General features: G+C 68.6%; 14 protein-coding genes. 10 read left to right on the forward strand and 4 right to left on the reverse strand.

Annotated elements, in window-relative coordinates; all coding sequences use genetic code 11:
* Positions 1-47: 47 nt before the first annotated feature.
* The 6 genes from AB4112_RS04230 to AB4112_RS04255 all read left to right on the forward strand — a co-directional run bounded on the left by AB4112_RS04230 (position 48) and on the right by AB4112_RS04255 (position 5,364).
* Entirely contained in the window at positions 48-440 is a 393-nt protein-coding gene (locus tag AB4112_RS04230; RefSeq protein ID WP_309794160.1) for a c-type cytochrome, read from the forward strand.
* Positions 441-854: 414 nt separating this feature from the next.
* Positions 855-1,670 (forward strand): cytochrome c oxidase subunit II, encoded by an 816-nt coding sequence (locus AB4112_RS04235; protein ID WP_441717291.1) that lies wholly within the window; start codon positions 855-857, stop codon positions 1,668-1,670.
* Between the two features lie 108 nt (positions 1,671-1,778).
* On the forward strand, positions 1,779-3,542 hold the full coding sequence (gene ctaD, locus AB4112_RS04240) for a cytochrome c oxidase subunit I (protein ID WP_441717293.1): 1,764 nt from the start codon (positions 1,779-1,781) through the stop codon (positions 3,540-3,542).
* A gap of 11 nt (positions 3,543-3,553) precedes the next feature.
* Positions 3,554-4,258 carry a cytochrome c oxidase subunit 3 gene (locus AB4112_RS04245; protein ID WP_309794157.1) on the forward strand — a complete coding sequence of 235 codons (705 nt, stop codon included), beginning with the start codon at positions 3,554-3,556 and terminating at the stop codon, positions 4,256-4,258.
* A gap of 15 nt (positions 4,259-4,273) precedes the next feature.
* Positions 4,274-4,987: a heme-copper oxidase subunit III family protein gene (locus tag AB4112_RS04250; RefSeq protein WP_309794156.1), complete on the forward strand. Its 714-nt coding sequence runs from the start codon at positions 4,274-4,276 to the stop codon at positions 4,985-4,987.
* Between the two features lie 11 nt (positions 4,988-4,998).
* A complete protein-coding gene (locus tag AB4112_RS04255; protein WP_309794155.1) occupies positions 4,999-5,364 on the forward strand; it encodes a cytochrome C oxidase subunit IV family protein in 366 nt (121 codons plus the stop codon).
* A 195-nt stretch (positions 5,365-5,559) separates the two neighbouring features.
* Here AB4112_RS04255 and AB4112_RS04260 read toward each other — a convergent pair whose 3' ends face one another.
* From AB4112_RS04260 to AB4112_RS04270, 3 genes are all read right to left on the reverse strand, one after another.
* Complete coding sequence (locus tag AB4112_RS04260) at positions 5,560-7,173, reverse strand: M20/M25/M40 family metallo-hydrolase (RefSeq protein WP_441717296.1); 1,614 nt, start codon at positions 7,171-7,173, stop codon at positions 5,560-5,562.
* Between the two features lie 53 nt (positions 7,174-7,226).
* Positions 7,227-7,478, reverse strand: a complete 252-nt coding sequence (locus tag AB4112_RS04265) for an Lrp/AsnC ligand binding domain-containing protein (protein WP_309794151.1) — start codon at positions 7,476-7,478, stop codon at positions 7,227-7,229.
* 75 nt (positions 7,479-7,553) lie between these two features.
* Complete coding sequence (locus tag AB4112_RS04270; RefSeq protein WP_441717298.1) at positions 7,554-8,579, reverse strand: LacI family DNA-binding transcriptional regulator; 1,026 nt, start codon at positions 8,577-8,579, stop codon at positions 7,554-7,556.
* Positions 8,580-8,762: 183 nt separating this feature from the next.
* Here AB4112_RS04270 and AB4112_RS04275 point away from each other — a divergent pair, with 183 nt between their 5' ends.
* From AB4112_RS04275 to AB4112_RS04290, 4 genes are all read left to right on the forward strand, one after another.
* Positions 8,763-9,623 (forward strand): inositol monophosphatase family protein, encoded by an 861-nt coding sequence (locus tag AB4112_RS04275; RefSeq protein WP_441717300.1) that lies wholly within the window; start codon positions 8,763-8,765, stop codon positions 9,621-9,623.
* A gap of 98 nt (positions 9,624-9,721) precedes the next feature.
* On the forward strand, positions 9,722-10,054 hold the full coding sequence (gene hisE / locus AB4112_RS04280; RefSeq protein ID WP_309794147.1) for a phosphoribosyl-ATP diphosphatase: 333 nt from the start codon (positions 9,722-9,724) through the stop codon (positions 10,052-10,054).
* 68 nt (positions 10,055-10,122) lie between these two features.
* A complete protein-coding gene (locus AB4112_RS04285; RefSeq protein WP_441717302.1) occupies positions 10,123-10,917 on the forward strand; it encodes a hypothetical protein in 795 nt (264 codons plus the stop codon).
* A gap of 118 nt (positions 10,918-11,035) precedes the next feature.
* Positions 11,036-11,527 carry a cupin domain-containing protein gene (locus AB4112_RS04290; RefSeq protein ID WP_309794144.1) on the forward strand — a complete coding sequence of 164 codons (492 nt, stop codon included), beginning with the start codon at positions 11,036-11,038 and terminating at the stop codon, positions 11,525-11,527.
* Between the two features lie 36 nt (positions 11,528-11,563).
* Here AB4112_RS04290 and AB4112_RS04295 read toward each other — a convergent pair whose 3' ends face one another.
* A complete protein-coding gene (locus tag AB4112_RS04295; protein ID WP_441717304.1) occupies positions 11,564-12,310 on the reverse strand; it encodes a hypothetical protein in 747 nt (248 codons plus the stop codon).
* Positions 12,311-12,318 lie beyond the last annotated feature (8 nt).

Below are 12,318 nucleotides of genomic sequence, written 5' to 3' on the forward strand. Positions count from 1 at the left end.
GCAGGCGCAGCGGCGGCCCCGCCGCGGTCTCACCTGGAGGAAGCGTGATGATGCGTTCGACCCTGATCGGCATCCTGGCCCTCGCGGCCCTGACCTCGGCGGCCCGGGCGGATGGCGACCCTGCCGCCGGCGAGAAGGTGTTCCAGGTGTGCCGCGCCTGCCACCAGATCGGCGAGACCGCCAAGAACGCGGTGGGGCCGGAGCTGAACGGCTTGTTCGGCCGCCATTCCGGCTCCGTCGCCGGCTACAACTACTCCGACGCCAACAAGAACTCGGGCATCACCTGGGACGAGACGGTGTTCCGTGAATACATCAAGGCCCCGCGGGCCAAGATTCCGGGCACCAAGATGACCTTCATCGGCCTGAAGGACGACCAGAAGATCGACGACCTCATCGCCTTCCTCAAGCAGTTCGACGCCGACGGCAAGAAGAAGGAGTGACGTCAGGCGCCTGACCGGGCCGAGTCGACCGGCCGGGCAGGCTGGCGGCGCAAGCCAATACAGTGCCACGGCGGGCCATGTCCCGACATCGATTGACAATGGCGGCGGTGTCATCTCATCATCAAATTACAGGCCGCGGTCGGTAAAGACCGGCGCTGTATGGGTCGGCTTCGCGTCGACTGCGACGCGGAGTCCGCCCGGACGAGCGACGGAACCGGCCGAGCCTTGGCGAATGCGAAGGCCGCCCACGATGAAGATGTGGCCCAATTCTCCAGGGAATCGACTGCACCGGCCCGACGGGACCGGATGCGGGATCGCCCCGGAATTGTGCCATCGCGCCCCGCCCGACCCCGATCGGACCGCATCCCGGCCTCGCCATGCCTGTGCATTGCCCAGGGCAGGAAGGGACCGGCGATGAAGACTGCGCTCATCCTCGTGCTGGTCGCCGTCGGCTCGGTGGTGTTCCACCTGCTCAGCCCGTGGTGGTGGACGCCGATCGCCTCGAACTGGCACTACATCGACGGCACCATCACGATCACCTTCTGGATCACCGGGATCGTGTTCACCGCGATCGTGCTGTTCACGGCCTATTGCGTGTACCGCTTCCGGCACCGGGAGGGCGTGGTCGCCGACTACGAGCCGGAGAACAAGCGGCTGGAATCCTGGCTGACCATCGGCACCGCGGTCGGCGTGGCGGCGATGCTGGCGCCGGGCCTGGTGGTCTGGGCCCAATACGTCACCGTGCCGGACGACGCGACCGAGGTCGAGGTCATGGGCCAGCAATGGCAATGGGCCTACCGGCTGCCGGGCAAGGACGGCAAGCTGGGCACCGCCGACGCCCTCGACGTCACCGCGGACAACCCCTTCGGCATCGCCCCGGCCGACCCCAACGGCAAGGACGACGTGCTGATCCAGGGCGGCGAGCTGCATCTGCCGATCGGCAAGCCGGTCAAGGTCCTGCTGCGCGCCATCGACGTGCTGCACGATTTCTACGTGCCGCAGTTCCGGGCCAAGATGGACATGATCCCCGGCTCGGTCACCTACTACTGGTTCACCCCGACCCGCACCGGCACCTTCGAGGTGCTGTGCGCCGAACTCTGCGGCGTCGGCCATCCCTACATGCGCGGCACCGTCGTGGTCGACACCCAGGCCGACTACGAGGCCTGGCTGCTGCAGCAGCAGACCTTTGCCCAGGCGTCGGCGCCGGGAGAGATGCACGCGGCCAACTGACCGGGCCTCACGCAAGGGGGAGGGGCCCCGGTTTCGGAGGGAAGCATCTGCTGGATCAGGCCCGACCCCCATCGGATCTGACCGGGAGGAAGCGAGGAGGACACGCCGATGGTGGACGTCATCCGTGAGCCGGTCGAGCCGGTGCCGCCTGCCGAGGTCCCGGAACTCGAGCTGTACCATCCCAAGAGCTGGATCACGACCTGGGTGTTCTCGCAGGACGCCAAGGTCATCGCCGTCCAGTATGCGGTGACCGCGCTGGCGATCGGCATGGTCGCCCTGGTGCTGTCCTGGATGATGCGGCTGCAGCTGGCCTTCCCGGATTCCTTCTCCTTCATCGACGCCAACGGCTACTACCAGTTCATCACCATGCACGGCATGATCATGGTGATCTACCTGCTCACCGCCCTGTTCCTCGGCGGCTTCGGCAACTACCTGATCCCGCTGATGCTGGGCGCGCGGGACATGGTGTTCCCCTACGTCAACATGCTGAGCTACTGGATCTACCTGCTGGCCGTGCTGGTGCTGGTGGCGGGCTTCTTCGCGCCCGGCGGGCCGACGGGGGCCGGCTGGACCCTGTACCCGCCGCAGGCCATCCTGTCCGGCACGCCCGGGGGCCGCGAATGGGGCATCATCCTGATGCTGTCCTCGCTGATCCTGTTCATCATCGGCTTCACCATGGGCGGGCTGAACTATGTGGTGACGGTGCTGCAGGGCCGCACCCGAGGCATGACGCTGATGCGCATGCCGCTGACGGTGTGGGGCATCTTCACCGCCACGGTGATGGCGCTGCTGGCCTTCCCGGCGCTGTTCGTGGCCTCGGTGATGATGCTGATCGACCGGCTGCTCGGCACCAGCTTCTTCATGCCGTCGCTGGTCGAGATGGGCGAGCACCTGAAATACGCCGGCGGCAGCCCGATCCTGTTCCAGCACCTGTTCTGGTTCTTCGGCCATCCCGAGGTCTACATCGTCGCGCTGCCGGCCTTCGGCATCGTCTCCGACCTGATCAGCACCCATGCGCGCAAGAATATCTTCGGCTACCGCATGATGGTGTGGGCGATCGTCGGCATCGGCGCCCTCAGCTTCGTGGTCTGGGCCCACCACATGTATGTCAGCGGCATGAACCCGTATTTCGGGTTCTTCTTCGCCACCACCACGCTGATCATCGCCATCCCGACGGCGATCAAGGTCTACAACTGGGTGCTGACCCTGTGGCGCGGCGACATCCACCTGACGCCGCCGATGCTGTTCGCCATCGCCTTCATCGTCACCTTCGTCAATGGCGGGCTGACCGGCCTGTTCCTGGGCAATGTCGTGGTCGACGTGCCGCTGTCCGACACCATGTTCGTGGTCGCCCATTTCCACATGGTGATGGGGGTGGCGCCGATCTTCGTGGTGTTCGGCGCAGTCTACCACTGGTACCCCAAGATCACCGGCCGGATGCTGGACGACACGCTGGGCAAGATCCATTTCTGGGTCAGCTTCGTCGGCGCCTACGCGATCTTCTTCCCGATGCACTATCTCGGCCTGATCGGGGTGCCCCGGCGCTACTACGAACTCGGCGAGACCGCGTTCATCCCGCCTTCGGCCCATGATCTGAACATCTTCATCACCGTCGCGGCGCTGACCGTGGGCGCGGCCCAGCTGGTGTTCCTGTTCAACCTGATCTGGAGCCTGCGGCACGGCAAGGATGCCGGCGGCAACCCGTGGCGGGCGACGACGCTGGAGTGGCAGACGCCCACGACCCCGCCGCCGCACGGCAATTGGGGCGATGCCCAGCCGGTGGTCTACCGCTGGGCCTACGACTATAACGTGCCGGGCGCCGAGCAGGACTTCCTGCCGCAGAACTGGCCCGCGCCGTCGCGGCCGGGCTGAGGGCGCCGGGCATGGTCATCATCATCCTGTTCATGACCGGGGCCGTGGCCGCCGCCTTGTGGTGGCTGTCGCGCCAGGGGCTGATGACCAAGCCGTGGCTGGAGCAGAGCACGGTGGGCGACGTTCCCGCCACCGGTGCCTCGTCGCTGCCGGCCGCCAAGATCGGCCTGGGCATGTTCCTGACCGTGGCCGGGTCGCTGTTCGCGCTGCTGGTCAGCGCCTACGCCATGCGCATGGCGATGCCCGACTGGCGGGCGCTGCCGATGCCGATCCTGTTGTGGATCAACACCGGCGCGCTGGTGGTCAGCAGCGCCGCGCTGCAATGCGCCCAGGGCGCCGCCCGGCGGCAGGACCTGGCCGATGTGCGCACCGGCCTGCTGGCCGGCGGGGCGGGCGCCCTGGTGTTCCTGGCCGGGCAGCTGCTGGCGTGGCAACAGCTGAACGCCTTGGGCTATTTCCTGGCGACCAACCCGGCCAACGCCTTCTTCTACCTGCTCACCGCGGTGCATGGCGTGCATGTGGCCGGGGGCATGGTCGCCCTGGGTCGCACAGGGACCAGGGCGTGGCGCGGCGACCGGCCGGACCGGCTGCGCCTGAGCGTCGAGCTGTGCACGATGTACTGGCATTTCCTGCTGCTGGTCTGGCTGGTGCTGCTGGGCCTGCTGATGGGCTGGGCGGACCGCTTCGCCGACATGTGCCGCCAGCTGCTGAGCTAGGGGAGGGCTGAGATCATGGCCGAACCGCACCCGGGAGGATTGATCGCGCGGCCCGACGGCTGGCGCGGGGTCGCCGCCGACTGGGCCTCGGACCAGCGCGCCTTCAAGAGCGCGTCCTGGGGCAAGGCGATGATGTGGATCTTCCTGCTCAGCGACACCTTCGTCTTCAGCTGCTTCCTGCTGTCCTACATGACGGTGCGGATGTCCACCGCCCAGCCCTGGCCGAACCCGAGCGAGGTCTTCGCCCTCGACATCGGCGGCCAGCCGGTGCCGCTGATCCTGATCGCGATCATGACCTTCGTCCTGATCAGCAGCAGCGGCACCATGGCCATGGCGGTCAATTACGGCTACCGGCGCGACCGCAGGAAGACCGCGGCGCTGATGCTGGTGACCGCGGCCTTCGGCGCCACCTTCGTCGGCATGCAGGCCTTCGAATGGACCAAGCTGATCGGCGAGGGCGTGCGGCCCTGGGGCAACCCCTGGGGGGCGCCGCAATTCGGCTCGGCCTTCTTCATGATCACCGGCTTCCACGGCACCCATGTCACCATCGGGGTGATCTTCCTGGTGCTGATGGCGCGCAAGGTCTGGCGCGGCGACCTCGAAACCCAGAAGCGGGGCTTCTTCACCAGCCGCCGGGGCAATTACGAGATCGTCGAGATCACCGGCCTGTACTGGCACTTCGTCGATCTGGTCTGGGTGTTCATCTTCGCCCTGTTCTATCTGTGGTGAGGGAGGGGGCCATGGCACACGCCGCACATGCGCATGACGACGACATCCACCCGCACACGGCGCACGCCCAGGGGCAGCAGCATCCGATCAGGCTGTACCTGGTGGTCTGGGGCTGGCTGTTCGTGCTCAGCGCCTGCTCCTACATGGTCGACTATGTCGGCCTGCAGGGATATCTGCGCTGGGGCCTGATCCTGCTGTTCATGATGCTGAAGGCGGGGCTGATCGTCGCCGTGTTCATGCACATGGCCTGGGAACGGCTGGCCCTGATCTACGCCATCCTGGTGCCGCCCGTGGTGCTGCTGGTGTTCGTCGCCCTGATGGTGCTCGAATCCGACTACACCCTGCTGACCCGGATGCTGTTCCTGGGCGGGCGGTAGCGGTCTCGTAGGTTGGGTTCGCGCTTGCGAACCCGACACTTTCTCTTCCTTCGTTCCTCTTCCTGTCATTGCCCGGCTTGACCGGGCAATCCAGGGGCCGTCAAGAGCTGCTCCGGCCGCCCCTGGATGCCACGGTCAGGCCGTGGCATGACAAGTGAGGGGTGTTGTGTTGCTCTGAAATTCTCCTGTCGTCAGTCAGCTCTTCAGCACCCCCGCCACGATTTCCTGGATCAGCTCCGGCAGCACCTCGAAGGCGTAGGGCCGGTGCAGCCGCTCCAACGGCGTGTGGTAGTCGCGGCCCCAGGGGCCGGCGTTGACGATCGGGATCTGCGCCAGGGCCGGGCCCTCCGGCCAATCCAGCCCGGCGCCCCAGGCCGGGGTGTTGGCGGCGATCGCGCCGACCGAGGATTCGTCGCCCTGGCCCAGGAAGCTCATATCCGAGATGCCGGGGAAATAGCCCTCCAGCCCGATCGTGGTGCCGTGGCGGGCGGCGATGGTGGCCGCCGCGTCGCGGGTGGCGCGGTCCAGCCGGCGCGCCGCCGCATCCTCGCCCAGCACCACCGGCAGATAGGGCATCGAGGCGAAGCCCAGCACCACCGCCGGGCCGCTGCGGCCGCTCAGGCGCCACACCGCCTCGGTGATGCGGCGGCATTGCTCCGGCAGGTCCAGTCCGGCCTCGGCCACCTCCTCGGCCAGCGCGGCGATCGCCGCCGCGGCCTCGGGCGATCTCGCCAGTACCTCCTGCCGCAGCGCGTCGAAGCGCAGCACCGGGATGTCGGGCACGTCGGCGCCGCCGCGCTGGCGCAGCTGCGCCGCCACGCCGCCGACCGCGCCCTCGACGATCCGGGTCAGCGGCGCCAGCACATCCTCCGGCCCGCGCCGGTACAGCGCGGTGTTCCAGAACATCCACACCGTGCCGGGGGTGGTGACGTCGTAGCCGGGCTTGCCGTCCTTCATGCCCAGCAGCGTCGCGGGCGTGCCGGAGCTGTTGCCCAGGCTCTCGGTCAGCTCCGGCGCCCATTCCACCGCGGCGGCGACGGCGCCGGCCAAGGCGGCGGCGCCGACGCCGCGGATGGTGTCGGCGGCATGCACCGCCCGGCCGACCACCAGGGCGCTGGGCAGCAGCTTGCCGACGCTGCCCAGCGCCACCGACCGGCCGAAGCGGCCGTCGCCGGTGTCGCCCAGGCAATCGAGGTTGATCGCGGCATCGAGGCTCAGGCCCAGCGGTCCGGCCAGGACGGGCAGGGCGCGGGCGGCGCTGCGGGCGCCGGCGGAATTGACCTCCTCATCCGGCACCGCCAGGAACAGCAGGTTGCCCTCGCGATCCGGATCGGCGGCCGCCGCCTCCAGCACCGCCAGGCCGACGGCGAGGCCGCCCTTCATGTCCAGCAGGCCGCGGCCCGGCAGGAAATCCGGGCCCGACAGGTCGGCCAGGGCGCGCTTCTCATGCTCGCCATGGGCGGCCTTGCCCAGCCGCGCCAGCAGCGCCTGCTTCAGCGGCACCGGATCGATCGCGACCGGCAGCAGGTCGCCGTAATCGGCGGTCGTCACCGTGTCGAAATGGCCGGTCAGCACCACCGTGCGGGTGCCGCGGCCGCGCAGCAGCGCGGCGACGCTGGCGCGCCCCAGCCGGTCGCCGGCCGGGATGGTCCAGACATCCTGCGGCCGGTCGCGGAAGGCCGGGCTGGCGCGCAGCAGGCCGGCCAGCGTGTCGGCATAGGCGACCTCGTCCGGCGTGCCGGTGACGCTGGGGATGCGGGTGAGGGTCAGCGCCCAGTGCTCGGCGCGCGCGGCGAGGCCGTCGTTCATAATGCGGATCGATCCTTGGGGCAGAGGCGGCGACGTCGGAGTGCGAGCGCGGCTCAGCCCTTGCCGGCGAAGGCGTTGAAGGTGATCAGCGTCATCGTGTCCTTGATGTGGGGCAGGGCGTGGATCCGGCTGTTGACGAAGCGGCCGACATCCATGTCCTCCGGCAGGTAGCATTTGACCATCAGGTCGAACTGGCCGGAGATCGAGTAGATCTCCGACACCTCCTCGATCTCGTCCACCGCATGCTCGGCCGTGTCGTAGGCGCGGCCCAGCTCGCATTTGACCATGATGAAGATCGGACGCATCCGGCGCTCTCCGTGACTCGGGGTGAAGCGATCCTAGAGCATCCGGCGCCGGGTTGTCGTCCCGGTCGGGGCCGCCTAGGACCGATGGTCCGGCCCCGGGCCGCGCACGGTGCGGCGCCAGACCAGGGGGGCCGGGACCGTCAGCCGCCGCGGCGCGGCGGTCTCTGGCCCTTCCAGGATCGCCATCACCGCGTCGCTGACCGCCTCGGCCGACTGGTCGAAGGTGGTCAGGTCATAGGCGGACCAGGCGGCCTGGTCGGTGTTGTCGAAGCCGATGACGCACAGATCCTCCGGCACCTGCAGGCCGATGTCGTGGCGCGCCGCGTCGAGGAAGCCGAAGGCGACCAGGTCGTTGATGCAGAAGGCGGCGTCGGGCCGGTCCGGGCGCAGCAGCAGGTCGTGCGCCGCGGCCCGGCCGGTGGCGTAGACGGTGCGCCCGGCGCGCCAGATCGCCGGCTCGATGCCTTCGGCCCGGGCCGCCGCGACGAAGCTGGCCTCGCGCGCCAGCAGGCTGGGCGTGCCCTGGGCCGAGGTCACCAGGCACAGCCGTCGGCAGCCGGCGCGGCGGAAGGCGGCCACCGCCAGCTGGCCGGGCAGGGCGCTGTCGATGGCGATGTTGTCGGGTCCCTCGGCCCGGTCGTCCCGGTTGATCAGCACCACCCGCTGCCCGTTCTCGATGCAGGTGCGGGTGATGGTCTCCGACGGCGTGCCGGACAGGATCACGGTGGCGTCGGCACGGTAGTTCAGGATCTGCCGCAGCGCCGCCTCGGCATCCTCGCCGCCCGGCCCGCTGGTGTTGATCAGCATGGCGACGCGGCCGCTGTGCTGCAGCCGCTCGGTCAGCGTGCCGATCATGCGCGAGCGCAGCGGCGTCTCCAGGTCGGCGGCGACGATGCAGACGATCCGGCTCGATTGCCGGGTCAGCCCGCGGGCGAGGTGGTTGACGTGGTAGCCCAGCGCCTCGGCCGCCTGCATCACCCGCTGCCGGGTCTCGACCGACACGCTGGCGCCGGCCGTGAAGGTGCGCGAGACGGCGGAGCGGGACACGCCCGCCCGATCGGCCACCTGCTGGGCGCTGGCGAAATTGCGGCGTCGCGTCACGGGTGGGCCTGCGGCTGAGATCGCATTCGGCGATCGACAGTGGATCTTATGCACAGCCGTCCAGTTGGCAAGCACCACAGCTAGTCAAATTCCACAAGAAATCGTCCATAAATGGTTGACAGGCCGGGGCAATCGTGTCGACCTTGCACAGCTGTGCAACAACACGGGCCGATGGCAGGGATCATGAGTTTCGACCGCGACGCCATCCGCGCCCGCCATGCCTTCGCCCTCGGCCTTGCCCGGCGGGCCGGGGCGCTGGCGCTGGATTTTTTCGAGCGCCGCGACGCGCTGGTGATCGAGACCAAGAGCTCCAGCCAGGATCTGGTCAGCCGCGCCGACCGCGAGGTCGAGGAGCTGATCCGCACCGGCATCGCCGAGGCCTTCCCGCAGGATGGCCTGCTGGGCGAGGAATACGGGCTGGAGGACGGGCGCTCGGGCTTCACCTGGGTGATCGACCCGATCGACGGCACCGCGGCCTTCCTGAACGGCATCCGCTCCTGGACCGTCTCGATCGGCCTTACGACGGGGGGCGGCCTCACGACGGGCGGCCTGACGGGGCGCGAGGAGATCGTCGCCGGCATCATCCACGACCCCTGCGCCGACGAACTGTTCGACGCTATCGCCGGTGGCGGCGCGCGACTGAACGGCCAGCCGATCTCGGTCGCCGCGGCCGGCGGGCTCGGCGACGGGCTGATCGGCTTCGGCATCAACCTCAAGGTGCCGCCCGCGGTCGGCGCCGGCTTTCTCGAACGGCTGCTGACCGAAGGCGGCGCCTTCCTGCGCCTCGGTTCGGCGGCGCAGATGCTGGCCCATGTCGCGGCTGGACGACTGATCGCCTTCTACGAACCGCTGCTCAGCCGCTGGGACTGTTACGCCGGCTTCTGCCTGATCCGCGAGGCGGGCGGCTGGGTCGACGATGTCTTCTGGCGTGACAGGGGCAGCCTGGGCGGCATCGCGCTCGGCGGCGCGCCGGGCGTGCGGGCGGCGCTGACGCGGATCGTCGACATCGGGCAGCCGGCAGAGCCGTTGCGCGCCACGGCGTGAGCTGATCAAGACCAGGGCCAGTACCCTGGCATTTTGGAATGAGACGGGAAGGCCGTTGGGAGGCGGCTCCCGGGGGATGAGAAGGGAGAGGCGGGGTTATGGGACAATCGCTTGGACGGGATCGGCTCGAGGCTTTGGCGGGCGCGCTGCGGGAGCGGCGGTCGCGCATGGAGTTCAGCTCGCGCACCGCGCGGCTGATCGACAGCGGCGTGCCCAAGATGGCGCAGAAGCTGGTCGAGGAGGCGGCCGAGGTCGCGATCGACGCGGTGCAGGGCGAGCGCCAGCGGGTGGTCGAGGAATCCGCCGACCTGATGTTCAACCTGACCGTGCTGCTGACCGAGATGGAGATCAGCCCGGCCGAGGTCTGGGAAGAGATGGACCGCCGCCAGAAGCTGTACGGCCTGGCCGAGAAGCTGCCGAAGGACAAGTAGGGGCGGACCGGCTGGCCTTTGTCCTGCGCTATCGCCATGCGATAGTTCAGCCGACAAAGCGAGGCCCCATGAGCGGCTATGATCTAGGCATCTGGTTCACCGACGTCGCAATGGACCGCGGGCAGGCGGCCGCATTCCTGGACCACGTCGGCAGCGATCAGGTCATCGTGCGGCGGCACCCGTCCTTCGATGCGTTCTGGATCGAACTCCATACCCGGTTTCCGGATGGTGGAGGGGGCGGCAATCGCCTTGCCGATCTCGACTTGCCGCCGATGTCGATGCTGTCCTCATTGGAGGAGATCAGGTCGGCGGCGCTGGCCTTCGTCGGAAACGCGAACCCGCCCCCGATATTGCCTGATGAGACGATCTGGGCCGAGGGACCACTCCGCGCCCAAGGGTGCATCGCAATCCTTTCGGTGGCTTGGAGCCATGCAGGGGATATCGTGCCGCAGATTCAGGCACTGGCTGCCCGTCACGGCCTCGTTGTCTTCGATACGCAATCCGGCGAGGTGACGTTGCCGCCCGGGCTGGATGCCGGCCCGAGCAACATTCCGGAAGCACGACTCCGACTTGAGGTGACTGGATCCGTCCCAGCCTTCAACATCAGCATTCTGCTGGACGGTCAGCCAGTCTCGGCATTTGTCGCCCCGTCGAGGCAGGATGCGCATGCGCGGGCCCGATCCATCGCGTTGGAACGCGGATTGCCGTTCTACGAGGTGTCGGATCCTGACTCCGTGGCACAATCCATTCGCCCCAGGTCGTCGGTAAAGCCACTCTCTCCCGACGACCCCAAGCTTGGATATATCGAAAAGTTCCTGGCGGGATTTGACATCGCGCCCGACTTTCCGTCCAAAGCAAAATAGCGGACAGGCCGATGCCGGCGTGGATCTATCCGGGTTGCGTCCGCCGTCCTCCGGGGGCACGGTAGCCGCGGCCCGGCGAGGCACGCGGGGCCGCGGGATTTTCCGGACGGACCGAACCATGACCCACGATCACGACCATGATCACGAGCCCGAAGCCAAGGACTGGCGTCTCAACGGCGTGCGGGTGATCCGCGGCACCGATCTCGACCCCAACACCGCCCAGACCCCGGGCATGGACCGCAAGGCGGCGATCAACGCCGCCCGGGTCGGGGCGCAGAAGATCTGGGCCGGCACTGTGACCATCCACCCCGACGCCAAGACCGGCGCCCACCACCACGGCGCGCTGGAAAGCGTGATCTACGTCGTGCGTGGCCGGGCCCGCATGCGCTGGGGTGAGAAGCTGGAATATGTCGCCGAGGCGCAGGCCGGGGACTTCATCTTCGTGCCGCCCTATGTGCCGCACCAGGAGATCAACGCCTCGACCGACGAGCCGCTGGAATGCGTGCTGGTGCGCAGCGACAACGAGGCGGTGGTGGTCAATCTCGACATCGAGCCGGTGGAGAAGCCGGAAGCGGTCTACTGGGTCGACCCGATCCACAAGCATCCGTGAGGGATGGGCGCGGGCGGCTGCTACAGCCGCCCGGCCTCACTTGCCCGTCTTCTCCCGGGCATAGACCCCGGTGAAGGTGACGTTCATGCCGCCGCAACGCAGGTTGTCGGCCACCACCAGATAAGGCCCCAGGCGCCACAGTCGGACACGGCAGGCTGAATCGTCCCCAGGGTTGGCGTCGACCGGCAGCACCTTGCCGTCGAGGTCGAGCGAGAAGGCGGCCTTGCCGGCGGCGGGCGTCACCGTCGCGCTGAACTGGCCGACATTGACCGCGCCGCGCGCCACCCGCGCCGGATCGTCGCCGCCGTAGCTGGCATAGCCCTCCAGGGCGAAGGCGCCACCGGCGGCCGGCTTGATCTCGATCTGCTGCTCGTCGCCGCTGTGCCAGGCGCCGCGCCAATCGGTGCTGGGGCGGGCCGGGACGTCGGTCAGCGCGGCCAGCGGCAGGAAGCCGCTGCTGGTCGGGAAGGTCGGGGCATGGCCGGTGAAAATGGCGCAGGCATAGGCGCCGGTGGTCGAGGTCACGATCACCCGGTCATCCGCCACCAGATAACGCTTGGCGGCGCAGGACGCGATGTCCTTGGGGCAGCCGGGCTGCTCGCTGCCGTCCTTGACGAAGCGTGCCCGCTGCCGGTCCGGCGCGACCGCCTGCAGCTTCGGCTCGGCGCCGGGGGCCATCAGGTCGGTCAGCGCGTTGCAGACGGGCACGGCCTCCTCGGCACCGGCGCGGCCCGATATCAGGGCCAGTGACAGCAGGAGCGGCAGGGTGGCGAAACGGCGCATCAGGGTCT

This window comes from Inquilinus sp. 2KB_23, assembly GCF_052115705.1.
Taxonomy (GTDB): domain Bacteria; phylum Pseudomonadota; class Alphaproteobacteria; order DSM-16000; family Inquilinaceae; genus Inquilinus; species Inquilinus ginsengisoli_A.

Excerpts from the sequence above, each read along its gene's own strand:
- AB4112_RS04230 (WP_309794160.1), top strand. The coding sequence starts at position 48 with ATGATGCGTTCGACCCTGATCGGCATCCTGGCCCTCGCGGCCCTGACC.
- AB4112_RS04235 (WP_441717291.1), top strand. The coding sequence starts at position 855 with ATGAAGACTGCGCTCATCCTCGTGCTGGTCGCCGTCGGCTCGGTGGTG.
- ctaD (WP_441717293.1), top strand. The coding sequence starts at position 1,779 with ATGGTGGACGTCATCCGTGAGCCGGTCGAGCCGGTGCCGCCTGCCGAG.
- AB4112_RS04245 (WP_309794157.1), top strand. The coding sequence starts at position 3,554 with ATGGTCATCATCATCCTGTTCATGACCGGGGCCGTGGCCGCCGCCTTG.
- AB4112_RS04250 (WP_309794156.1), top strand. The coding sequence starts at position 4,274 with ATGGCCGAACCGCACCCGGGAGGATTGATCGCGCGGCCCGACGGCTGG.
- AB4112_RS04255 (WP_309794155.1), top strand. The coding sequence starts at position 4,999 with ATGGCACACGCCGCACATGCGCATGACGACGACATCCACCCGCACACG.
- AB4112_RS04260 (WP_441717296.1), bottom strand. The coding sequence starts at position 7,173 with ATGAACGACGGCCTCGCCGCGCGCGCCGAGCACTGGGCGCTGACCCTC.
- AB4112_RS04265 (WP_309794151.1), bottom strand. The coding sequence starts at position 7,478 with ATGCGTCCGATCTTCATCATGGTCAAATGCGAGCTGGGCCGCGCCTAC.
- AB4112_RS04275 (WP_441717300.1), top strand. The coding sequence starts at position 8,763 with ATGAGTTTCGACCGCGACGCCATCCGCGCCCGCCATGCCTTCGCCCTC.
- hisE (WP_309794147.1), top strand. The coding sequence starts at position 9,722 with ATGGGACAATCGCTTGGACGGGATCGGCTCGAGGCTTTGGCGGGCGCG.
- AB4112_RS04285 (WP_441717302.1), top strand. The coding sequence starts at position 10,123 with ATGAGCGGCTATGATCTAGGCATCTGGTTCACCGACGTCGCAATGGAC.
- AB4112_RS04290 (WP_309794144.1), top strand. The coding sequence starts at position 11,036 with ATGACCCACGATCACGACCATGATCACGAGCCCGAAGCCAAGGACTGG.
- AB4112_RS04295 (WP_441717304.1), bottom strand. The coding sequence starts at position 12,310 with ATGCGCCGTTTCGCCACCCTGCCGCTCCTGCTGTCACTGGCCCTGATA.